This window comes from Xylanibacter ruminicola Ga6B6 (assembly GCF_000687715.1).
In the GTDB taxonomy this organism is placed as follows: domain Bacteria; phylum Bacteroidota; class Bacteroidia; order Bacteroidales; family Bacteroidaceae; genus Prevotella; species Prevotella ruminicola_B.
Genome location: NZ_JHXD01000007.1, coordinates 75214 through 97699 on the forward strand (window position 1 = coordinate 75214; position 22486 = coordinate 97699).

At 50.3% G+C, this 22486-nt stretch carries 21 protein-coding genes; 8 read left to right on the top strand and 13 right to left on the bottom strand.

What is annotated here, in order from left to right; genetic code table 11:
- Position 1: 1 nt before the first annotated feature.
- Both T500_RS0106215 and T500_RS0106220 read left to right on the top strand, forming a co-directional pair.
- A complete protein-coding gene (locus T500_RS0106215; RefSeq protein WP_051611915.1) occupies positions 2–679 on the top strand; it encodes a DUF4956 domain-containing protein in 678 nt (225 codons plus the stop codon).
- The gene (locus T500_RS0106220; RefSeq protein ID WP_028907394.1) at positions 672–1391 is read left to right on the top strand and encodes a DUF2490 domain-containing protein; all 720 of its coding nucleotides are present in this window, start codon (positions 672–674) and stop codon (positions 1389–1391) included. Before T500_RS0106215 ends, T500_RS0106220 begins: the two co-directional genes overlap by 8 nt.
- On the opposite strand, the gene T500_RS0106225 is transcribed toward T500_RS0106220, so the two are convergent.
- Complete coding sequence (locus T500_RS0106225; RefSeq protein WP_155267456.1) at positions 1388–3286, bottom strand: heavy metal translocating P-type ATPase; 1899 nt, start codon at positions 3284–3286, stop codon at positions 1388–1390. The genes T500_RS0106220 and T500_RS0106225 overlap by 4 nt on opposite strands.
- A gap of 111 nt (positions 3287–3397) precedes the next feature.
- Between T500_RS0106225 and pepT the strand changes: the two genes are divergently transcribed.
- A complete protein-coding gene (gene pepT, locus T500_RS0106230) occupies positions 3398–4621 on the top strand; it encodes a peptidase T (protein WP_028907396.1) in 1224 nt (407 codons plus the stop codon).
- Here the strand turns inward: pepT and T500_RS0106235 are convergent.
- From T500_RS0106235 to T500_RS0106280, 10 genes are all read right to left on the bottom strand, one after another.
- Positions 4611–6875, bottom strand: coding sequence for a cation:proton antiporter (locus T500_RS0106235; RefSeq protein ID WP_028907397.1), 2265 nt, complete (start codon positions 6873–6875; stop codon positions 4611–4613). The two genes, pepT and T500_RS0106235, sit on opposite strands and share 11 nt — an antisense overlap.
- Before the next feature lie 12 nt (positions 6876–6887).
- Positions 6888–9728 carry a putative LPS assembly protein LptD gene (locus tag T500_RS0106240; RefSeq protein ID WP_410543879.1) on the bottom strand — a complete coding sequence of 947 codons (2841 nt, stop codon included), beginning with the start codon at positions 9726–9728 and terminating at the stop codon, positions 6888–6890.
- A gap of 94 nt (positions 9729–9822) precedes the next feature.
- Positions 9823–10362 carry an HD domain-containing protein gene (locus T500_RS0106245; RefSeq protein WP_028907399.1) on the bottom strand — a complete coding sequence of 180 codons (540 nt, stop codon included), beginning with the start codon at positions 10360–10362 and terminating at the stop codon, positions 9823–9825.
- 95 nt (positions 10363–10457) lie between these two features.
- Positions 10458–12239, bottom strand: coding sequence for an oxaloacetate decarboxylase (locus T500_RS0106250; RefSeq protein ID WP_028907400.1), 1782 nt, complete (start codon positions 12237–12239; stop codon positions 10458–10460).
- Positions 12240–12945: 706 nt separating this feature from the next.
- The gene (gene queF / locus T500_RS0106255) at positions 12946–13407 is read right to left on the bottom strand and encodes a preQ(1) synthase (protein WP_028907401.1); all 462 of its coding nucleotides are present in this window, start codon (positions 13405–13407) and stop codon (positions 12946–12948) included.
- Positions 13404–14099, bottom strand: coding sequence for a queuosine precursor transporter (locus T500_RS0106260; protein ID WP_028907402.1), 696 nt, complete (start codon positions 14097–14099; stop codon positions 13404–13406). The genes queF and T500_RS0106260 overlap by 4 nt, the downstream gene beginning before the upstream one ends.
- A 46-nt stretch (positions 14100–14145) precedes the next feature.
- Positions 14146–15138 carry a calcium/sodium antiporter gene (locus T500_RS0106265; protein ID WP_028907403.1) on the bottom strand — a complete coding sequence of 331 codons (993 nt, stop codon included), beginning with the start codon at positions 15136–15138 and terminating at the stop codon, positions 14146–14148.
- A gap of 14 nt (positions 15139–15152) precedes the next feature.
- Complete coding sequence (locus T500_RS0106270) at positions 15153–15533, bottom strand: RNA-binding S4 domain-containing protein (protein WP_013063238.1); 381 nt, start codon at positions 15531–15533, stop codon at positions 15153–15155.
- Between the two features lie 33 nt (positions 15534–15566).
- Positions 15567–16139: an aminoacyl-tRNA hydrolase gene (gene pth / locus T500_RS0106275; protein ID WP_028907404.1), complete on the bottom strand. Its 573-nt coding sequence runs from the start codon at positions 16137–16139 to the stop codon at positions 15567–15569.
- Between the two features lie 19 nt (positions 16140–16158).
- Complete coding sequence (locus tag T500_RS0106280; protein WP_028907405.1) at positions 16159–16755, bottom strand: 50S ribosomal protein L25/general stress protein Ctc; 597 nt, start codon at positions 16753–16755, stop codon at positions 16159–16161.
- A gap of 250 nt (positions 16756–17005) precedes the next feature.
- On the opposite strand from T500_RS0106280, the gene nusB reads away from it, so the two are divergent.
- The 5 genes from nusB to T500_RS0106305 are packed head-to-tail and all read left to right on the top strand — an operon-like array spanning position 17006 to position 20256.
- Positions 17006–17992 (top strand): transcription antitermination factor NusB, encoded by a 987-nt coding sequence (nusB, locus tag T500_RS15310; protein WP_051611916.1) that lies wholly within the window; start codon positions 17006–17008, stop codon positions 17990–17992.
- Positions 17985–18305: a preprotein translocase subunit YajC gene (gene yajC, locus T500_RS0106290; protein WP_028907406.1), complete on the top strand. Its 321-nt coding sequence runs from the start codon at positions 17985–17987 to the stop codon at positions 18303–18305. The genes nusB and yajC overlap by 8 nt, the downstream gene beginning before the upstream one ends.
- Positions 18306–19295, top strand: coding sequence for a hypothetical protein (locus T500_RS0106295; RefSeq protein ID WP_051611917.1), 990 nt, complete (start codon positions 18306–18308; stop codon positions 19293–19295).
- Positions 19292–19858, top strand: coding sequence for a dephospho-CoA kinase (gene coaE, locus T500_RS0106300; RefSeq protein ID WP_028907408.1), 567 nt, complete (start codon positions 19292–19294; stop codon positions 19856–19858). Before T500_RS0106295 ends, coaE begins: the two co-directional genes overlap by 4 nt.
- Entirely contained in the window at positions 19840–20256 is a 417-nt protein-coding gene (locus T500_RS0106305; RefSeq protein ID WP_028907409.1) for a DUF5606 domain-containing protein, read from the top strand. Before coaE ends, T500_RS0106305 begins: the two co-directional genes overlap by 19 nt.
- Positions 20257–20397: 141 nt before the next feature.
- On the opposite strand, the gene T500_RS0106310 is transcribed toward T500_RS0106305, so the two are convergent.
- Positions 20398–21939, bottom strand: a complete 1542-nt coding sequence (locus T500_RS0106310) for a phosphotransferase (RefSeq protein WP_028907410.1) — start codon at positions 21937–21939, stop codon at positions 20398–20400.
- A 97-nt stretch (positions 21940–22036) separates the two neighbouring features.
- Positions 22037–22483, bottom strand: coding sequence for a DUF5675 family protein (locus T500_RS0106315; RefSeq protein ID WP_028907411.1), 447 nt, complete (start codon positions 22481–22483; stop codon positions 22037–22039).
- Positions 22484–22486 lie beyond the last annotated feature (3 nt).

A 22486-nucleotide genomic window follows, 5' to 3' on the forward strand; every position in this document is an offset into this window, starting at 1 on the left:
TATGCAAGACATTTTTTCGAACGGCTTCGGCGACACGCTTCTCAGGTTCGCCATCTGTGTTTTAGTAAACTGGGCTATCGTACACTTCCTGTACTTCCGCAAGGGCAAACGGCAGGACTTTTATTTCACCTTCATGGTCATCTCGGTAGCCATCTATTTCTTGGTATACCTCATGATGGGTATGGATCGCGGCAAGGCCACCATGGGTGTAGGGTTAGGTCTGTTTGGCATTTTCTCGATCATGCGCTACCGCACCGACTCCATGCCTGTACGCGAAATGACGTATCTGTTTGTGGTCATCTGCCTGTCGGTGGTTCATGCCATGGCCGACTCGTTAGGTATCGATGTCAACGGACGGCTCATCGGCACCCCGGTGATGGAACTGGTAGTGATTGATGTGATAACCATTCTGGTCATCACGCTGTTAGAGCGCACGCTGAAGATAGAAACCTCGAAGTTGGTGCAGTACGACCGCATCGAACTGATTAAGCCCGAGAAACGCCAGGAACTGATAGCCGATCTGGAGCTGCGCCTGGGCATCGCGGTAACCGATGTAAAGGTGGGCGCCATCGACTTTTTGCGCGATATGGCCATGCTGCGTGTGTACTACCAGGGCGATGGCGATAAGGAGATAGATAACAAACTAAAAATTAAAAACTCAGAGTATGCAAATGTGTAAGTATTATGTGGCTGCGCTGCTGTTAATGGGTAGCATGCCAACTATGGCCCAGAGTGACGACTTTGGTCTGTGGAGCGAAGTAAACCTGGAGAAGAAACTTAGTAAGAAGTGGAGCCTGGATGCAGGTGTGGAGTACCGTAATCGTGACAACATGAAGACTGCCGACCGCTGGAGCTTTGGTGTTGATGCTAACTACAAACTCACCAACTGGCTCAAGCTTTCGGCAGGCTACTCATTATTAAACGATCATTATTACAAGCTGAATGATAGCGGCAAGAAATATGCCGATTACTGGGGGCTGCGCCACCGTTTCAACGTATCGGCCACAGCCAGCCAGTCGTTTGGCAACCTTACCCTGTCGCTACGCGAGCGCTGGCAGTACACCTATACCCCCGAAACCACCGTGCAGCGCTACTACACCGCTAATGGTACCGAGGCCGACGAACATACCTACAGCGGCAAAGGCAAGAACGTGTGGCGTAACCGCCTGCAGGCCAAATATAAGCTTGGCAACCTGTTCCGCCCCTATGCCAATGTCGAAACCTACCTATCAAACGGTTGGGATAAGATACGCTATGCCGTCGGTACCGAGCTGCGCTTAAACAAGCAACACTCATTCGATATCAAATACATGTACCAGCATCCCTTCGGCCAGGATGATACCGACGGTAACCGCCACATCCTTGGCCTGGGATACACGTATAAGTTCTAGGCGCGCAGGGTACGCATCGCATTCAGCACGGCCAGCACCGTTACGCCCACATCGGCAAACACGGCCATCCACATGGTTGCCACACCAAAGGCAGCCAGAACCAGCACAGCCAACTTAATTCCGATGGCCAGCCATACATTCTGTCGGGCGATGGCCAGTGTTCTGCGGGCTATACCGATGGCCGTTGCTATCTTCGATGGCTTATCGTCCATCAGCACCACGTCGGCAGCCTCTATGGCCGCATCGCTGCCCAGGCCGCCCATGGCTATACCTATATCGGCACGCGCCAATACAGGCGCATCGTTAATGCCATCGCCTACAAAGGCCAGCCCATCCCCCATCAGCTGCTCAACATGGGCAACCTTATCGGCAGGCATCAACTCAGCATGGTATTCGGTCAGCCCCAGCTGCTTGGCCACGTTATCGGCCACTTCTTTGCGGTCGCCCGTCAGCATCACCGTACGGTTCACGCCCAGTGCATGCAGGGCCGCAATGGCCTCGGCACTATCCGCCTTTATCTGGTCGTTAATCACAATATGTCCGGCATAGGTTCCGTTAATAGCCACGTGGATAATCGTGCCCGTATGGTGACAGTCGTGCCACTTGGCACCGATGGCATCCATCAGTTTGGTATTACCCACAGCCACCTCGCGCTCACCCACCTTGGCTATGATGCCCTGTCCGGCCATCTCGCGCACATCGCTCACCTCGCAGCCATCAGTAGCCTCGTCGGGGAACGCATCACGCAGGGCCGCACCAATCGGGTGAGTTGAGAAGTGCTCCACATGAGCCGCCAAGTGCAGCAGCTGGTGATCGTCGATAGCCTCAGGATGCACAGCCGTTACGGCAAACTGTCCGTGCGTAAGCGTACCCGTTTTATCAAACACCACCGTACGCACCTTTGCCAGCACATCCAAGTAGTTCGCACCCTTTATCAGGATACCACGGCGCGAGGCACCGCCGATGCCACCAAAGAATGTCAGGGGCACGCTGATAACCAACGCACAGGGGCACGACACTACCAGGAACATCAGCGCTCTGTACAGCCAGGTGCTGAAGGCCCCACCCAGCAGTGTAGGCACAATGGCCAGGGCGATGGCGGCAAACACCACGATAGGCGTATAGATACGGGCAAAACGGGTAATAAACGTTTCGCTCTGCGACTTATGTTCGCCGGCATCCTCAACCAGCTTGATAATCTTCGAAACCGTGCTCTCGCCGTAGGGCTTGGTCACGCGTACACGCAGCACGCCACTCAGGTTTACGCAGCCCGATATCACCTCGTCGTCCTCGGCCACATCGCGGGGCAACGATTCGCCTGTCAGCGCCACCGTATTCAGCGCACTCGTACCGTCGATAATCACACCATCCAGAGGCACACGTTCACCCGGACGGATCACAATCACGTCGCCCACCTTCACCTCATCCGGCTTTACGCGCTTGTCGCCATCAGCCAGTGTGGCATAGTCGGGTTTAATCTCCATCAGGTGTGCAATGCTGTCGCGACTCTTTCCCTCGGCATAGCCCTCAAACAGCTCACCCACCTGAAAGAACAGCATCACAAACACCGCCTCGGGAAACTGTGTCTCGGCCCCAGGCAGGAAACCGATGCACAGGGCGCCGATGGTGGCAATACTCATCAGGAAGTGCTCGTTAAACGGCTCGCCCTCCAGCAAACCCTCAGCCGCCTCCTTCAGCGTATCATGGCCTATTATTAAGTAAGGTACCAGATATACCAGCAGCAGCTGCCACGTGGGCAGTGCCAGCTGGTGTTCTACTATTACTGCCCCAACCAGCAGCACAGCCGATATGACAATCAGCCTCAATTGTTCACGAGTGTTATGCTCCTCGTGGTGGTGCTCATGTTCACCGCAATATTCGCAATTCTTTTCCATATGCTTAATCCTTTTTATTGTTTCTGGGTGCAAAGATACGCAGTATTTCCTGCAACTTGGTTGCAAATAATTTGGTGATGTGCTAAAATTGCATTATCTTTGCAGGCAATTATGGACATTACAGAAAGATTTATAAACTATACCCAGTTTGACACACAGTCGGCTGAGGATAGCGACACCGTACCGAGTACGGCGAAACAACTGGTGTTTGCCGAGTACTTGAAGAAAGAACTGGAACATGAGGGACTGAGTGATGTGGAGATGGACGACAAGGGTTACATCTACGCTACACTGAAGGCTAACACCAAAGATGAGATTCCTACCATTGGATTTATTTCGCACTATGATACCAGCCCCGACTGCTCGGGTGCAGACATCAAGCCACACATTGTGCATAACTACGACGGCAGCGACATTCTGCTATCGGAGGGTATCATGATGAGTACCGCCAAATTCCCAGAGCTGCTGCAGCACACAGGCGAGGACCTGATAGTGACGGATGGTACCACCCTGCTGGGCGCCGACGACAAGGCGGGCATTGCCGAGATAGTAGAGGCGATGTGCTACCTGCGCGACCATAAGGAGATAAAGCACGGCGATATTCGCGTGGCGTTTAATCCCGACGAGGAGATTGGCATGGGCGCGCACCACTTTGATGTGGAGAAATTCGGCTGCGAATGGGGCTACACGATGGATGGCGGCGATGTGGGCGAGCTGGAGTTTGAGAACTTTAATGCCGCCAGCGCGAAGATAACGATAAAAGGCGTAAGCGTGCATCCTGGCTATGCTAAGGACAAGATGGTGAATGCCAACCTGCTGGCGATGGAACTGGCTGCCATGCTGCCTGCCGACGAGCGCCCCGAGACCACCGAGGGCTATCAGGGATTCTATCACCTGCTGGGTGTACAGGGCAACGTAGAGAAAGCGAGCATGCACTACATTATACGCGACCACGACCGCGACCGCTTTGAGGAGCGCAAGCGCACACTGGCCAGCGTAGTGGCTGCGATGAACGAGAAATACGGCGAGGGTACGGTAATACTTGAAACCAAGGACCAGTACTACAACATGAAGGAGAAGATTGACCCGCAGATGCACGTGATAGACCTGGTGCTGCACGCCATGCAGGACTGCGGCGTGGCTCCAAAAGTAAAGCCTATACGTGGCGGCACGGATGGTGCACAGCTGAGTTTTAAAGGTTTGCCCTGCCCCAACATTTTTGCAGGCGGCGTGAACTTTCATGGACCTTACGAGTTTGTAAGCATCCAATCGATGAACAAAGCAAAAGAGGTAATCATCAAGATATGCGAGCTGACAGCCGGGTTTAATCTTTAATATTAAACAGGGCGTCGAGTGATTCCTGCTCGCCTACCACCCAGATGATATCACCTGCACGGAACTTACGATTAGGACTATAGGGGGAGAGGCTTTCCTTTCCCTCTTCTAATCCTACCACCATACAGCTAAAGCGATCGCGGATACGGCTCTCGACGAGGGTCTGGCCTACAAACGGGCTATCGGTACCGATAATGAGTTGGCGCAGCTTCATCTCGCGCATCTCTACATCTACATCGGCACCCAGCACCTCGTTCTCGATGGCATCGCGGAAAGCTGTGAACTGCTGGTCGCTACCGATGACCTGAAGCACATCGCCTGGGAACAGGATGTTATAACCATCGGGGATATTTATACGACGGCCACCACGCAGAATACTACTAACATGCACACCATACTTGGTACCCAACTTGAGCTGAGCCAACGACTGGCCCATCCAGCAGGAATTGAATGGCAGGGTGAATTCGGCAATATGGATATCGCGATCGAGCAGCTTTCCCTCGTACAGCGGACGTTTCTTGCCATGCACCTGGGCCTCGATATCGCGCGAACGCAGGTTCTGGATAAACAGGCGCTCGAGTGTGATGCTACGATGCTTGGTACGGCGCGAGAGGATGATGAGCACGATAACCACAAAGCCGATGGTTATCATCAAGGCATTGGTGAAGCGGCTGAGGAAATTGCAGATGTAGAAGATAAAGCTGACGGCAATGAGGAAACGTACCAGGATGGTGAACAGCAATGGCAAACGGTTGCGATTGCTCTCGGCCCACAGGGCTTTCCACTCCTCGCTGTGATTCTTCTTCATGACCATGGCACGCAGGAATGGTGCGATGAGGGCCACGGTGAGCACACCGGTAATGGCGTTGGCATACCAATGGAGCTCCCAGCCGGGCAGCATTTTGCGGGTTACGGGCAGCACAAAGGCAAACATCATAGCAATGGATGCCGACGAAAGGATGGAGTAAACAATGGTGTTGATGGCCATCTGTGTGAGCAGGCGCTTCCACTTGCTCTCCTCCTGACTATGGGTATTGCCCATGGTCAACTGGTTAAGCGACTTAATAAGCTTACCAGGCAGGCGCTTCTCTAAGTTATTATAAGCTGGCGTGGCCAGACGAATCATGTAAGGAGTCAAGAAGGTAGTGATGACAGATACGGCTACCACCACGGGGTAAAGGAAATCGCCAATAACGCCCAGCGACAAACCTAACGAGGCGATGATGAACGAGAACTCACCTATCTGTGCCATTGAGAAGCCGCAACGCATGGCCGACTTGAGCGACTGGCCGCCTAACATGAACGAGATGGTGCCGAACAGGCTCTGGCCTACAATAATAGTGAGTACCAGACAGAGGATAGGTATGGCATATTCGACCAGAATCTTAGGATCGACCAGCATACCTACCGACACGAAGAACACGGCTCCGAAGAGGTTCTTAACGGGCTCGACGAGTTTCTCGATACGCTCGGCCTCGATGGTCTCGGCCAGGATGCTACCCATGATAAAAGCGCCGAAAGCTGAGCTGAAACCAACCTTGGTTGAGAATACCGCCATGGCACAACACAAACCCAAGGCTACGATGAGCAGCACCTCGTTATTGATGAGTCGGCGCACGCGGCGCAAAAACAGGGGGATGGCAAAGATACCCACCACCAGCCATAGTATGAGGAAGAATCCGATACGCATGACCGACTGCAAAAGCTGTCCGCCACCCATATCTGAACCGCTGGCCAGGGCACTCAGCATTACCATCATGACAATGGCCAGGATATCCTCGAGGATAAGCACACTCATCACCATGCCGGCAAACTGCTGCTGGCGCAATCCAAGATCGTCGAAAGCCTTATAGATAATGGTGGTACTCGACATGGCGAGCATACCTCCTAAGAAAATGCAGTCCATCTTACCCCAGCTGAACACATGGCCCACCACGATACCCAGCATCATCATACAGAAGATGATGGTGATAGCGGATATGACGGGCGAGGCGCCCATCTTAAGAATCTTCTTGAACGAGAAATCCAATCCCAACGAGAACAGCAGGAACATCACACCGATATCGGCCCACAGATGGACGTTGGCCATATCAACAGCCGATGGCGTATAGGTCATGTTAGGACTAACCAGGAAACCTGCCACGATATAGCCCAGCACTAGGGGCTGCTTTAAGCGTTTAAATATGAGCGTAACCACACCTGCCACCATCAGGATGAGTGCCAGGTCGGCTATCATTGGGGGTAATTCTGCCATAGCGTACTAAGTTTAGTACCACTGCACAGCGTTTGAGTAACTTGAGCGCTTGTCGTACTTAAGCGCATCGGTAAGCGTTGACGCGTTACAGCGGAATGAGAAGTTATAACTAGTGTATGGTGCCAACACTACCGAGCACGACATATTGAAGCAATGGAGGTCGCGATTAAGTGAGGCCGTTGTCATAGATATCTTCTTATTATCGAAATCGTAACCAGATGAGAACGAGATGTTCCATCCGTCGCTGATGCGCAGGTTACCACTTATATTGAGGTTCTGACTAAACTTATAAGGATAGCGCATGGTGTTGTAGTTGAACTTTGAGAGGGTCTGATCCTCACGCATGGTCACACCATAACCGATACTCAAGCTCCAAGGCATCTGGAAGGCCATATAGCCATCCTCGTCGGTCTCGGCTTTCGAGCCGCCCTTACGCTGAGCGCCGTGCTTGGCTTTCTCCATATCCTTATCCACGTTCGACTCGAGGGTATCGTCCCACTCGTCATCGTCGTCCTGATTATTCTTCTTGCCTTTCTTATCATCAACCTTCTCGCCACGCAAACGCTTAAAGAAGTTGGCTATCTTCTCGTTGCTGAGGGTATAAGAGAGGTTCTGCGAGATACCCTGGAATCGGCCGAGCTTGCCCATGCCCCAATAGGTGGTGTGCTCTGACACGCGAGGTGTGGCACCAACGCTGTCGGCCTCGTAAACATACGATGCGAACACGGCGTTCAGGTTCAGGGTGTAGCTTTTTGAAAGCTTGAGTCGCAAGCTGGTTGAGAGATCGCTCCAAGGACGGATGTCGGCAGCAAAGTTATACGACATCGACATGCGGAACTCGTCGATGAGTGATATCTTCTTAAAGCCTGTAGAGTCGTCGTCGCTCTTAACCTTCATTTCGAGGTTCTGCGAGAGGTCCATCGAGAGGCTACCGGTTTTACCCTTGCCAGGCACACCGAAGGTACCTATCGAGTAAGGCGAGTACTCAACCATGGTTACCTTACCATCGGCATCGGTCTTCTGATAGTAGTCGTAATAGCCATAGCGCGAGGCACTGAAGTCGGGCGCATAGCTGAAGCTGACGGTTGGGGTAACCACGTGGCGGATAGCATTAATCTTATCGCCGAATATCTTACGATTGGGCACCCACATACCATAAAGCTTGGTAGAGGCGCCAACACTGAAGTTCCAGTTGTAAACGTTATAGAAACCGCTCAGGGTATCTACTACCTCGCGCTGAGCAGCGGCATCCCACGACTTGTGTACCTTGCTGAAATAGGTACGGTCGGTAAAGTTGAACGAGGGGTTCAGGTTGAGATAGCCGAACAGGGTAAAGTTACCACTGATAGGTATTGAGTGCTGCATGCCGTTCTTCCAGTCCTTCGACAGCGACGAGTGCAGCAGTTTATCTTCTTTGGTGGTTATCTCGTTCTTGACCTGACCGGTGTACTGCATCGAGATTTTCTCGTACCAGCGCTCATCGCCTACCCTCTTTTTGCGCTTAAAGGGATAGAAACGGGCGATTGAGATATTCAGGTCGGGCAGAGTGAGCGAGATAGTACTGTCGCGCATATTCTGGTTCAAGTTGGTGGTTGAGCTCAATGTCATGCCGATGCTCGAGAACGTAGTGCTCCACGATACCGATGAGGTACGTGTTGACTGCGTGAGCGTTTGCGGATTGTACATCGAGGTAAGGTTATTGCGCTCGTAGCTGCTGGTGGCAAAGTTAACGTTTGCCGAGAGCTGCGAGTATGGGTTGGCCTTGGCATCCTGACGATGGCTCCAAACTACCTTAAAGCTGGTTTGCTTAGAGTAGTCGGGCATATTCTTCTCGCCGTTAATGGTGTTCTGATAACTGGCCAGGAACGAACCGCTATAGCGATAACGCTTACGATAGTTAGATGCTGCCGAGAGGCCCCACGAGCCTTTGGTATAGATCTCGCCAATGAGTTTCAGGTCCATCTTATCGTTGATGGCAAAATAGTAACCACCATCGCGCAGATAGAAACCACGCTCGGTCTCATCACCATAGGTAGGCATGATAAGTCCGCTTGAGTAGCTCTTGGTGAAGGGGAAGAATCCGTAAGGGATGGCCAATGGCAGAGGCACATCGGCCACTACCAGATAGGTAGGACCGAACACCACATCCTTACCTGGGCGCACCTTGGCACGCGACATGGCAAGATAGAAATCGGGATGAGGATCGTCGCAAGTGGTGTAACGACCGTGCTGCAGGAACATCTCGCCATCAGCACCACGCTTCGACAGCTCGCTGGTTAAGAAACCTTCCTCCTGCTGCGTATATACGCTCGAAATCAAACCTTTCTTGGTTTTAAAGTTAAAGGCCATGGTATCGCTCTGGTACTCATCGTTACCCATCTTGAAAACGGGGGTACCCGTAAGTTCCATCTTCGATGAGTCCATACTACCAGTAGCATGTACCAAACTGCTGTCAAGACTCATATAAATCTTGTCGCTCTGCAGGTCCATATTCTGGTACTTCACCTTCGAGTCGCCATACAGATGGGCCAAACCCGAAGCAGCTTCGTATGTAAGCGAATCCTCAGCCGAATACTCTACTGGCGAATCGATACCATTTTTGCGACGCTTATTGATACTATCCTGCGCCAACGAATCGTCGATAGCCTTGTTATGGCGATAGATGGCAAGCTGGATAGAGTCCATCTGAGTGGTATCGGTAAGGGCTTTGATGGTATCCATCACGACTGTGATGGCTGGCTTTACAATGCTATCTGCAGATATACTATCAGAGGTGCCAGAGCCTTGCTGAACTCTGGAAACCATCTTCATGGGCACTTCCGCCATCACTAACAGGATAACGAAAGCGAACATAATCAATACCGATTTTCTTTTCACGGGTGCAAAATTACAAATAATTCTGCGATTTTCGCCATAGATTAACAGAGATTATCACAAAAATTTTACTTTATTCGAACATTTCCACCCATTTCAGGAACTTCTGCACGCCTTCGGCGCCGAATTTCTCCAGACTCTGCGCTGTTTCTACTACTGTACGCTCGTGATCGATATGTGATTTTGAATAGAACTTATCGGCATAGCACACCACCTGCTCTTCGAGTGTCTCAGGCTCGTAACTACGGTCGAGTGGCAATGGCAGTTGCTGGCGCTCAATCTGTGCACGGGTAAGACCTGTACCGGTATGGCGCTCGCATACCAGTGCGTGGCGCAAAAAGCCCTCGCTACGCAGTATCTCGCCACCCAAATAACCATGACAGATGTAAGGCTCGGTACCTACGCACTCGATACTGGGGGCATTACAACGAAAAATGCCGATATCGTGCAGCATGGCAGCCTCTTCTAAAAACACGATATCCAGACATAGTTCGGGGTGCTGCTTGGCAATCTTCAAGCATCTATCCGCCACCTGACGAGAATGATGCATCAGCAAACGCTTAAGCTCATTATCCTCAGGATAATACTTATCAATTATTGATTGGTAATCCATAAAAAATAAATGAGGCACGAATTACGCGAAATACACGAATTTTAAAATTTTCGTGTTAATTCGTGAAATTCGTGCCCTATTAAAATATTACACGTTTAAGCTTCGCGCTCAATCCAGGCGATAGTGTCGCCCTGACGAATGTTCTGACCAGGCTTAACGCTGATATCTACCAGCTTACCACCCATAGCAGCGGGAATCTCTACAATCTCGCCCCACTTGGTCTGCAGATAACAGAACGTGTCGCCCTCCTTGTACTTCTGACCGATGAATGGCTCAACGCATGGTGCCAGTACACCTTCGCCACCGAAGCCCCACAACAGCTGACCAGCCAGAGGAGCCTTTACAGCGTCGGCCTTTGCATGCTTGATAGCGTCGATCTCTTCCTGCGAAATCTTCTGACCACCACCCAGCTTGGCATCCTTAGCCTTCTGGATATCAGCCAGCAGTTGCTTCTTAGCCTGACCGCTCTTGAATGGACGGTACTGCTCAGGGTGCATAGCCAGCTCGAACAGCTCTTCGTCGTCCTGTCCGTAATCCCAACCGTTCTCGTCCATCTCCTTGCGGAAGGTATCGAGTGAGTTCTCCAACAGGGTGTGAGGATCGGCATCGGTGAACTTAAGACCCTTCTTCTCGGCCAGCTCAACCAGCTCGGGAGCGATTGTTCCAGGCACCTTACCGCTCTTACCAAGAATCATACCCCAGATGGCATCGTCCATCATCACGTAACGACCCTTGCCCTGCTCCATGGTGAGGAGGTTCATCAGAGCGATATTCTTAGTGTACTGAGAGAATGGTGTTACCAATGGGGGATATCCAACCTTTGGCCATACGTACTCAACCTCGTTGAACAGCTTAACCAGCATATCGTCCATAGTGAGTGCGTTCTCACCCTTCTTCTCGCGTTCCTTATTAATCATCTTCTGGATAGGACCAAGATCGGCCATCATAGATCCCATCATACCACCAGGCAGACCGCAACCAAGCAACAATGATGACATGTGCTTGTTAGCAGGGTTGATGAAGCAACCCAACCAGTCGTCGATAAACTCCTGAGTGAGTGTACGTGCCTGCATGTAAGCGTTCATGTCCAGATCGGCCACCTCGAAGCCCTCGTTCTTCAGCATAGAACGAACTGAGATGATATCTGGGTGAACCTTACCCCACGACAGAGGCTCGATAGCTGTATCGATTACGTCGGCACCGTTGTTACAAACCTCGAGAATAGAAGCCATCGACAAACCAGGACCAGAGTGACCGTGGTACTGAATGATGATATCGGGGTGCTTGGTCTTGATAGCCTTGGTGAGGGCACCCAGCATAGCTGGCTGACCAATACCTGCCATATCCTTCAAACAGATTTCCTCGGCACCAGCGGCGATTACCTCGTCGGCAATAGCAGCGTAGTACTCAACGGTGTGAACTGGCGAAGTGGTGATACACAGTGTGGCCTGAGGTGTCATGCCACCCTCCTTGGCCCACTTGATACTTGGAATGATATTACGAGTATCGTTCAATCCACAGAAGATACGAGTGATATCTACACCCTGAGCGTGCTTAACCTTATACATCAATGCACGAACATCATCGGGCACAGGATACATACGGAGTGCGTTCAAACCGCGATCCAGCATGTGAGTCTTAATGCCTACCTCGTTGAAGGGCTTACAGAAAGCACGAACAGCCAGGTTAGGATTCTCACCTGCCATCAGGTTCACCTGCTCAAAGGCACCACCATTGGTTTCTACTCGGGCAAAACAGCCCATATCGATAATGGCGGGCGCAATGCGTTCCAGCTGATCCTTACGAGGCTGGAATTTGCCTGAACTCTGCCACATGTCTCTGTAAACGAGACTGAATTGAATCTTCTTTTTTGCCATATTTTATAAGCTAATTTTCAAAATTTGAATGCAAATATAGCACTTTTTCCGCACATAGCCGCAAATATACTACAAATTTTATAATTTTTAGTTATTCTTTTTCTTTCGTCACCGAAAGAAGAAGAACCAAAAAGAAAGGTGCGAAAACGTCCTGAGCTCGGAGGCCGGAACACAAATTCTTCAAATCACTCAAAGAACTCGCTACGCTCAAACTGCTTTTCGTATTTCGTTGTTCAGATTGCGTACCGCAATCCGAAACTCAATGTTGATTCAAAGAATTTGCATTCCTCTAAAGACCTCCTCGTGCGGAATGTTTTCGAACGAACGCTGTGAGTGAGGAAACATGGAGCGCAAAGTGCGGTAATCGCGAAGCGCTTGCAACCGAAGAGACGCAAGAATGTTTTCGAACGTTTTATCCCAACGAAGAAGTGCGTAAGACAAAAGTAACTAGAGAAAAAGAAAGTAATCCTCAAAACATTCCGCACGAGGAGGTATTTATAGGATGTACTATTATCGGAATCATTTTCGATTCTTGTATCGCGTAAGCGAGACAAGCAAATCGACATGAGGAGCTGTTTGAGCGAAGCGAGTTCTCCGAATGATTACGATAATATTACATCCGGCCTCCGAGCCAGGACGTTTTTGGGATTACTTTCTTTTTCGGTCGCGAGGATTACTCTCTTTTTCGACCAATCGCGCGAACCAACTATTTAAAAGTGTGATTCATCAGGCGCTGCTCGGCGAGGGTTTCGAATTTGGTGCCGGGACGACCGTAGTTGGCGTAAGGGTAAATGCTGATGCCGCCACGTGGTGTGAACAGACCGATCACCTCGATGTACTTGGGATCCATCAGACGCACCAAGTCCTTCATAATCACATTCACACAATCCTCGTGGAAATCGCCATGGTTACGGAAGCTGAACAGATAGAGCTTCAAACTCTTACTTTCAACCATCTTCTCACCCGGAATATACATAATCTTGATCTCGGCAAAATCAGGCTGACCTGTGATAGGACACAGCGATGTAAACTCAGGACAGTTGAACTGTACCCAGTAATCATTCTCAGGATGCTTGTTCATAAACGTCTCAAGCACCTCGGGTGCATAATCACTTTTGTACTCAGTCTTTTTACCGAGTGCCTGCAAGCCTTCTACCTCTCTATTCATAACTCCTTAACTTTAAAAATGTTATATGCCACATCCTCGTCGTACACATCCTCGTGGTCGTGCTTCTTGGTAAAGTTTACCACACGGATGGTTACAGGAAGTGCGATGATTTCGTAAATAGTCTTCAGTGTTACCTGCGTGATAACCAGCGATGGCATCTCCTCCCAGGGTATAACACCACCGAGCGCCAGAGGGAAGAAGATGATAGAGTCGGTAAGCTCACCCCAGATAGTACTCATCACGGCACGTGCCGAGAAATTCTTACCGTTCGAGCTCAACTTCATCTTACTCATCACATAGGCATTCATAAACGATCCTGCCAGGAAAGCCAGGAACGATGCACCAGCTATACGAGGCGCCAAACCGAAAATCTGATGGAATCCCTCCTCACCGTGCCAGTACGGCGCACCAGGAATCCAGTCGGCGATGGCACCAAACACCACGAACATAAAGTTCATGGCAAAGCCCATCCAGATGAGCAGACGGGTGCGACGATATCCCCACACCTCGCAAACCACATCGTTGATAATGTAACTTACAGGGAACACAATCAGTCCGGCCGTCATGTTGGCAGGTCCGAACGAAATCTGTTTTGTCTCCAATACGTTTGCCGTAATCAGGCACACGCAAAACAGTATGCCGTACATCATGAACAGCACACTGATCCTTTGATTGTCTTTTAATTTTTCCATATTTCTTGTTTTGTTAAAGGGGGTGTTCAAGTACCCCTGTTATCCATTACAACAGATACAGCAACCAACCCATGTAGCCCATAAAGGTGAGTATCAGTACCCAACCCTCGCGGCGCGATACAAAGTACTTGGTGATTGCGAATATCCACATCAGTCCAATACTAATCAGCATCATCATTAAATCAACGATGGTGATACCCATAATACGCATGGGATGAACCACCGACGTGATGCCGAGAATAAGCAGAATGTTAAACACGTTTGAGCCGATGACATTACCGATAGCCATGGCCGAACGACCCTTATAAGCAGCCACCACACTGGTAGCCAACTCGGGTAACGACGTGCCGCCAGCCACAATGGTAAGACCTACCACACTCTGACGGATACCAAAACGATATGCCACATACGTAGCACCGTTCACAAAGATATGACTGCCCACGATTAAGCAGCCAAGTCCGAGAGCAATCCAGAACAGGTTACGCCACAGGTTTGCATAATCCCTCTTGGGCTTTTCGCGCTCCACACCCAGTTCCTCGTCCATGAAATCCAGCTTTCCGTCCTTGGCAGCCATCTGAAAGGTGTAAACCATAAAGGCCACAAAGCCGATGAGCAGGATGATACCATCCGAACGACTGATTTCGTTACCCCACAAGTGTACCGAGCTCATGTCATCGGCACACAGCATAAAGAGCAGCAACGAGGCACCGATAGCAAAGGGGATATCCTTTTTTACCGTGCTGGGTGCCACAGCGATTGGTGCTACTGCAGCCGAACAGCCCACAATAAGCAGGGTGTTAAAGATGTTAGAACCTATCACATTACCTACGGCCAGATCGGGTGTACCTTTCAGGGCCGACATCAGACTCACAAACAGCTCGGGCGCCGAAGTGCCGGCTGCTACAATGGTAAGACCTATTACGATTTCGGGCACACGCATGTCGCGGGCCAGTTTCGAGGCTCCATCCGTCATTCGATCGGCTCCCCAGATAACAAGGATGATACCTAAGACGATGAATCCGATGTTAAGTAATGTCATAGTAATCTCGGTTTTTATTCCATGTCGCTGATAAACGCATCCAGACTGCGACGATCCTTCTTGGTGGGACGACCAGTACCACGGGCACGGTCAACGAAACCACTGATACGTGTCATCTCCAGCAGTTCGTACTGCTCGGGAGCCGTCACATTCTCGTAGATTTCGGGCAGGAGTTTTGCTCCTACGCGCTGTTCGATAGTCTTCAGAATACGGAACGAATAGGTGATGGGCGGCTTGCGTACGCTTACAGTCTCGCCTACCTTTACCATACGCGAGGGTTTTACGTTTACCCCACCGATGGTAACGCGACCGTTCTTGCAAGCATCGGCTGCAATAGAGCGGGTTTTAAAGATACGCGATGCCCAAAGCCATTTATCAATTCTTGCTTCTTCCATATCACCTTAATGTCATTCTGTCACTGTCACATGTCATTTCTTACCCAGTTTGTTAAACTGGTTCATAGTAATATCGATACCTGCCAGCACAAAGCTCTTGATAATTTCGCAAGCAGTATCGATGCTTGGTGCGAGGGTTTTCATATCCTCCTCGTCGTACTTTCCGAGCACCCAATCTACCTGCATGCCGCGTGGAAAATCGTTGCCGATACCCATTCGCAAGCGAGCATAGTTCTGTCCGATGAGCTGCTGAATATGTCCCAAACCATTATGCCCGCCATTAGAGCCACCGGCTTTCAAACGGAAGGCACCGAGAGGCAGAGCCACATCGTCGCTGATAACCAGCAGTCGGCTCTGTTCGATATTTTCCTTATTCAACCAGTAACGAACGGCGTTACCGCTCAGGTTCATGTAGGTGGATGGTTTAAGCAGGATAACCTTACGACCTTTCAGCGATGTTTCGGCCACAAAACCATAGCGCTTATCATCAAAATGAATATTGGATGCCTTAGCAAAAGCATCCAATACCATAAAGCCTGTATTGTGGCGGGTGTTCTCGTACTCGTCGCCGATATTTCCCAAGCCTACAATCAAGTACTTATCCATTCGCTAACGAATTAGATAATTACTCAGCTGCAGCTGCAGCAGCAGAACGAGAAGCACGTGTAGCCTTAACTGAGCATACTACAACCTGAGCAGGAGTAGCGATCTGCAGACCTTCGAAGTTCAGCTCAGCTACCTTGATAGCCTTACCGAGCTTGAGCTCTGTAACGTCTACATTCAGAACCTCAGGAATCTGCTTGTAAGGAGCTGTAACGTTCAGTGTACGAACAGCCTGGCTCAGACGACCACCATCACGTACACCCTGAGCGTGACCAACGAGCTTAACAGGGATACCAATTGTGATTGGCTTCTCCTCGTTTACCTCATAGAAGTCAACGTGCAGCAGAGCATCTGTTGTTGGGTGGAACTGGAGCTCCTTCATTACAGCCTTGTGAGCCTCACCATCGATAGTGATGTTTACAACGTATACGTCGGGAGAATAAACTACGCGACGGAGCTGAGATGCTGGGATGGCAAATGCCATAGCCTCGGGCTGACCGTTCTCATTCTTCTTCTCACCGTACAGGTTGCAAGGTACAAGACCTTCCTTACGCATTTCCTTTGTGGCTTTCTTGCCAGTTGTGGCACGCTTCTGGCCACTTACACTCATTTCTTTCATAAATGTGTTACTCTAAATTAAGTTTAAAAAATTACGTTTTGCTTAATTCGCCATCACACGAATCTCGGCACAAGCCGAAAAAGCGGTGCAAAGGTACTACTTTTTTTGATACCAACCAAATATTTGGCTAAAAAACCTCAATTTTCTGTATTTTTCTTGCTTATTCCGACCTTTTTTACTAATTTTGCAGCCGATTTAAACGTAAAGTTTATATATAATAGGTATAATAATAAATAAAACATCAAGTGAGATGATTAACAGAGAAATTATCAGAATTAAGATTGTTCAGTTAACCTACGCCTACTATCAAAACGGTAACAAGAACATCGACACGGCTGAAAAAGAGTTATTTTTCAGTCTCTCGAAAGCTTATGACCTCTACAACTACATGCTGGCCCTGATGGTGGCCGTAAATAAAGAAGCAAGCCGCCGTATGGAGGTGATGGTACAGCGTGCCAAGCGTGAAGGCACACCCGAGCCATCGCAGCGTTTTGTATTAAACCGTTTTGCCATTCAGTTGGCCGAGAATAAGCAGCTTAACGACTTTATCAGCACCCAGAAAAGCGGTTGGGACGAGAATGCCGCATTTGTAGCATCGCTGCTCGAGAAGATTGAGCAGAGCGAGGTTTATCAGGAGTATATGAACAACCCCGAGGACAGCTACGATATCGACCGTGAGTTCTGGCGCAAGATATACCGTACACTGATTCAGGACAACGACGAGCTCGACGCTATCCTGGAGGACCAGAGCCTGTACTGGAACGACGATAAGACCATCGTTGATACATTCGTACTGAAGACCATCAAGCGCTTCGACGAGGCAAACGGCCCCAAGCAGGAGCTGTTGCCCGAGTGGGACAGCGAGGAGGAGAAGGACTTTGCCCGCAAGGTGTTCCGTGCAGCTATCATGAATGCCGACGAGTACCAGCGCTACATGAGCGAGGCTTCGCGTAACTGGGATTTCTCACGTTTGGCCTACATGGATATCATCCTGATGCAGATTGCCATCGCCGAGATGATGACCCTGCCCAATGTGCCCATCAGCGTAACCATCAACGAGTATGTTGAGATTGCCAAGTTCTACTCTACCCCTAAGAGCGCCGGCTACATCAACGGTATGCTGGATGGTATCGCCCGCAACCTGGTTGAGAGCGGACGCCTGGCTAAGTTCATCGAACCTAAGAAGGAGAGAGAATATAAACCCAAAAAACAAATTATAACAAAGAAACATGACTAATTTTGTACTCGCTGCACAGGCAGCACAGAACGGTAGCGGTATGAGCATGATTATCATGATGGTGGCCGTATTTGCCATCATGTGGTTCTTCATGATCCGCCCACAGCAGAAGAAACAGAAGGAAATCCAGAAGTTCCAGAACGAACTTTCGGAAGGTACCGAGGTTGTTACCGGTGGTGGTATCCACGGCACAGTTAAGAGCATCGATCTGGCTAAGAACACAGTCGACATCAAGATTGCTCGCGACGTGGTTGTTACCGTCGAGAAGACATCGGTTTACAAAGATATGGCAAGCACTCTGCAGAGCAAGTAAATGAAGAAGTTTCTGGGAAGCATTGCACGATTTCTGCACAAGCTCCTTTTTAGCAAGGCTAACAAGGAGCTGCTGCTTTTCGTGTTCTTCCTGGCACTTTCGGGCATCTTCTGGCTGCAAACCACACTTAACGAGGTTTACGAGCGCGAGTTTGCCATCCCCGTGTCGGTAGTAGGCATTCCGAAGAATGCCGTGCTTACCAGCGACGAGACTGATACGGTACGCGTAACCATCCGCGACAAAGGCATCACACTCCTTACTTATATGTATGGCGACATACTGCGTAAGGTGAACGTGAACTTCAGGAACTACTCGCACGGCAACGGTACTGGTGTGATTACACAGCAGGAGCTGCAGAAGCTGGTTTACCAGCAGCTGGCCAACGGTTCGCGCATTACGGCTATGAAGCCCGAGAAGCTGGAGTTTTATTACAACTACGGCGATAAGAAAACAGTGCCCGTACGCTGGAGCGGACGTGTGATTCCCGAGGAGCTGTTCTTTATTTCGCGTGTGGCTTACAGTCCCGATAGCGTTACCATCTACGCTTCGCCCGAAAAGCTGGATAGCATCAACGTGGTTTACACCGAGCAGCTTAACTACGCCAACTTCCGCGATACGCTGCGTGCTAACTGCGAACTGGCCAAGATTAAAGGCGTAAAGATGATACCCGACCATGTGCGTGTTACCTTCTGCACCGACGTACTTACCGAGGAGAGCATCGAGGGTGTACCCATCAAGGCCATCAATCTGCCCAAGGGTAAATCTATCCGTACATTCCCATCGCGCGTAAACGTAACATTCGTAACGGGTGTTAGTGTGTACCGAAATCTTAAGCCAACCGACTTCTACGTGGTGGCCGATTACAACGAGATTAAGGACCACCCGCAGGAAAAGTGCCACATTTATCTTAAGAGCGTACCACGCGGCATTTCCAGAGCACGTTTGGAAACCAGCATGGTTGACTATCTGATAGAATCCGACGAAGAATGAAAGTAGGTATTACGGGCGGCATTGGTAGTGGTAAAAGCTACGTGTGCCGTGTGCTGAAAGAGCAAGGCATCGAGGTTTTCGACTGCGACAGCGAGGCCAAACGCCTTATGCGTAATTCGCCCGAGCTGCGCCAACAGCTAACAGCTCTGATAGGTCCCGAAACCTATACTCCCGAAGGCATACTGAATAAGGCCACTGTGGCCAAATTCCTGCTGGCATCGCCCAGCAATGCCAAGGCCATCGACGCCATCGTACACCCAGCCGTGTTCGACGCTTTCCGCCAAAGCGGGTTGGACTACATGGAGAGTGCCATCCTGTTCGAGAGCGGCGCCAATGTACTGGTCGACAAGGTGATTGTGGTGATAGCGCCCAAGGAGATTCGTCTGCAGCGTGTGATGGAGCGCGACGGTATCAGTCGCGAACAGGCACTGCAATGGATGAACCGCCAGTTGCCACAGCAGGAGGTGATACGTAAGGCCGACTTTGTTCTGATAAACGATGGAGAAGCTGATATAGATAATCAAATTAACAAAATAATAAAACAATGCAACAAACCATTTTAGCTATTGCCGGTAAGCCCGGTTTATACAAGCTTGTTACCCGTGGTAACAACAATCTGATTGTAGAGGCTCTGGATGCTACTCACAAGCGCATGCCCGCCTTCGCAACCGATCGCATCACATCACTTGGCGATATCGCCATGTTTACCGAGACTGATGATGTGCCCCTGACAGATGTTCTCGACAATCTGAAGAAGCTGGAGAACGGTAAGCGTGCCAGCATCAACGAGAAGAAGGCCTCGTCAGCCGAGCTGCGCGAGTACTTTACAAAGGTACTGCCCGAGTGGGATCAGGACCGTGTAAAGGATAGCCACATCAAGAAGCTCATCACTTGGTACAACATCCTGATCGAGGCCGGTATCACCGACTTCAAGGACGAGGAGCCCGAGAGCGCTGAGTAATTTTTTGGCACGAATTTCGCGAATTAACACGAATTTAGTTTAAGGCACGGATTACGCGGATTAACACGGATTTATTAATAAATAATTCGTGAAATTCGCGTAATTCGTGCCAAAATAATATCTCGGGATAAGAATCCGTGCCTAAATCTTCTTTGCTTCGAAGGTTTGTTTGATTTTCTGTTCGCGATGTTCTACGCGAACCTCGATACCAAACTTTTCGTGGATATGCTCGGCCAGATGCTGGGCCGAATACACCGAACGGTGCTGACCGCCCGTACATCCGAACGAGAACATCAGCGATGTAAATCCACGCTGTATGTAGCGGCGCACATGCGCATCGGCCAACTTATAAACCGAATCCAGGAATGTTAGTATCTCGCCATCATCCTCCAGGAATCGGATTACTGGTTCATCCAGTCCCGTCAGCTTTTTGTAAGGCTCGTAACGTCCGGGGTTGTGCGTGCTGCGGCAGTCGAATACATAGCCACCACCGTTGCCGCTCTCATCCTCGGGTATGCCGTTGCGATACGAGAAGCTGAATACCTTAACCACCAGCGGTCCCTGTGCATCGTACTTCGAGAATGTAGCCGGTCCGTCCTGTGGGTGGGCCTTATAGGGGTTCAAATCAGTTGTCTTATAACCATCGGCACGACTAGCCACCGCCTCAATCTGCTGGAACTGTGGCAGCTCTGTCAGCTTCTGCAGTATCTCCATCAGGTACGGATAATGCCATGGCGTGCTGCTTGCCAGCAACTCGCGCAGGTTCTGTATAGCGGGTGGTATGCTCTCAATAAAATGCTTTTTCTGCTCAAAATAGCCGCGGAATCCGTAGGCGCCCAGCACCTGTAAGGTGCGGAACAGCACAAACAGCGACAGGCGGTTTACAAAGTGGCGCACCGTGGGCACCTCGATGTAGTTCTTCAGCGAGTTGTAATACTCGTATACCAGTTCGCGGCGCAGCTTATGCGGATACTTAGCCGAGGCCTGCCACAAGAACGATGCCACATCGTAATAGAACGGACCCTTTCGGCCGCCTTGGTAATCAATAAACCAAGGATTGCCATCGTGGTCTAACATCACGTTGCGAGCCTGGAAGTCGCGATACAGGAACGAGTCGCTCTGCTCCGAAGTCAGGTCCTTCGCCATCAGTCGGAAGTCGGCCTCCAGCTTCAGCTCGTGGAAATCAATCTCCGTAGCTTTCAGGAAACAGTACTTAAAGTAGTTCAGGTCGAACAGTACGCTGTCCACATCAAACTCGGCCTGCGGATAGCAGTTCTCGAAATCCAGATCGCGTGCGCCCTGAATCTGCATTTTAGGCAGTTCGCGAATGGTACGCTTCAGCAGCTCCTGCTCTTTCAGCGTATAACGTCCACCCGCTTCGCGACCGCCACGGATGGCGTCGAAGAGCGACATGCTGCCCAAGTCGGTTTGCAGGTATCGCAACTGATCGTCGGTGGCCGCCAGAATCTTTGGCACCGGCATCTGCAATCGTGAAAAGTGCTTGGTAAGATAGATAAACGCATGGTCCTCGTCGCGACTGGTACCTATCACGCCTATCACACTCTGTCCCTGCTGGTCGGTTAAACGGAAGTAAGTGCGGTTACTACCGCCCCCGGGAATCTGCTGAACATTAGCTGGCTCAGCTCCCCTCCACTCTGTATATAAATCGATAAGTTTCTGCATAACGTGTGCAAAGTTACGAAAAATTAGGCACGAATTACACGAATTAACACGAAATATTTAAAATTCGCGTAATTTAGCGTAATTCGCGCCAAAACACCTACTTGATAGTAATCCAAACCGCCTCGCCACGGGCTTTGGCTTCTACTATTTTCTTTTTCAGGCGGTACAGCCATATCTTGCTATCCACCACCTGCCCCACCACTCGGTTCCTGCCTGGCAGTATGCAGCCTTGGGTATCGGCAGCGGTGTTGCCTGCGTGTATGCGTATGCCGCTGAACCGGGGCACACCTAGCAGTATGGGCAGCCACTGCTGAAACTTATGACTCCACGAGATAACTACGGCATATCGCCCCTCGGGGATGGCCGAACAGCCTTGCACCTTATGGGCACCGGCGGCGTAGTTGCGCCATGTGGGTTCTAATGTGTCGCAGAAGTAATCCTCTACCTGATAGGTGCGATACTCGTCTACTACTTCGCGCAGTATGGCCAGACGGCCAATGGTGTAGGTTTTGCGCTTTGCTATGCGTGTAAGTACTAATTCCATATT

What these genes read in the sequence shown, in the direction of transcription:
- T500_RS0106215 (WP_051611915.1), top strand. Translation starts at nt 2, where the DNA reads ATGCAAGACATTTTTTCGAACGGCTTCGGCGACACGCTTCTCAGGTTC.
- T500_RS0106220 (WP_028907394.1), top strand. Translation starts at nt 672, where the DNA reads ATGTGTAAGTATTATGTGGCTGCGCTGCTGTTAATGGGTAGCATGCCA.
- T500_RS0106225 (WP_155267456.1), bottom strand. Translation starts at nt 3,286, where the DNA reads ATGGAAAAGAATTGCGAATATTGCGGTGAACATGAGCACCACCACGAG.
- pepT (WP_028907396.1), top strand. Translation starts at nt 3,398, where the DNA reads ATGGACATTACAGAAAGATTTATAAACTATACCCAGTTTGACACACAG.
- T500_RS0106235 (WP_028907397.1), bottom strand. Translation starts at nt 6,875, where the DNA reads ATGGCAGAATTACCCCCAATGATAGCCGACCTGGCACTCATCCTGATG.
- T500_RS0106240 (WP_410543879.1), bottom strand. Translation starts at nt 9,728, where the DNA reads ATGTTCGCTTTCGTTATCCTGTTAGTGATGGCGGAAGTGCCCATGAAG.
- T500_RS0106245 (WP_028907399.1), bottom strand. Translation starts at nt 10,362, where the DNA reads ATGGATTACCAATCAATAATTGATAAGTATTATCCTGAGGATAATGAG.
- T500_RS0106250 (WP_028907400.1), bottom strand. Translation starts at nt 12,239, where the DNA reads ATGGCAAAAAAGAAGATTCAATTCAGTCTCGTTTACAGAGACATGTGG.
- queF (WP_028907401.1), bottom strand. Translation starts at nt 13,407, where the DNA reads ATGAATAGAGAGGTAGAAGGCTTGCAGGCACTCGGTAAAAAGACTGAG.
- T500_RS0106260 (WP_028907402.1), bottom strand. Translation starts at nt 14,099, where the DNA reads ATGGAAAAATTAAAAGACAATCAAAGGATCAGTGTGCTGTTCATGATG.
- T500_RS0106265 (WP_028907403.1), bottom strand. Translation starts at nt 15,138, where the DNA reads ATGACATTACTTAACATCGGATTCATCGTCTTAGGTATCATCCTTGTT.
- T500_RS0106270 (WP_013063238.1), bottom strand. Translation starts at nt 15,533, where the DNA reads ATGGAAGAAGCAAGAATTGATAAATGGCTTTGGGCATCGCGTATCTTT.
- pth (WP_028907404.1), bottom strand. Translation starts at nt 16,139, where the DNA reads ATGGATAAGTACTTGATTGTAGGCTTGGGAAATATCGGCGACGAGTAC.
- T500_RS0106280 (WP_028907405.1), bottom strand. Translation starts at nt 16,755, where the DNA reads ATGAAAGAAATGAGTGTAAGTGGCCAGAAGCGTGCCACAACTGGCAAG.
- nusB (WP_051611916.1), top strand. Translation starts at nt 17,006, where the DNA reads ATGATTAACAGAGAAATTATCAGAATTAAGATTGTTCAGTTAACCTAC.
- yajC (WP_028907406.1), top strand. Translation starts at nt 17,985, where the DNA reads ATGACTAATTTTGTACTCGCTGCACAGGCAGCACAGAACGGTAGCGGT.
- T500_RS0106295 (WP_051611917.1), top strand. Translation starts at nt 18,306, where the DNA reads ATGAAGAAGTTTCTGGGAAGCATTGCACGATTTCTGCACAAGCTCCTT.
- coaE (WP_028907408.1), top strand. Translation starts at nt 19,292, where the DNA reads ATGAAAGTAGGTATTACGGGCGGCATTGGTAGTGGTAAAAGCTACGTG.
- T500_RS0106305 (WP_028907409.1), top strand. Translation starts at nt 19,840, where the DNA reads ATGCAACAAACCATTTTAGCTATTGCCGGTAAGCCCGGTTTATACAAG.
- T500_RS0106310 (WP_028907410.1), bottom strand. Translation starts at nt 21,939, where the DNA reads ATGCAGAAACTTATCGATTTATATACAGAGTGGAGGGGAGCTGAGCCA.
- T500_RS0106315 (WP_028907411.1), bottom strand. Translation starts at nt 22,483, where the DNA reads ATGGAATTAGTACTTACACGCATAGCAAAGCGCAAAACCTACACCATT.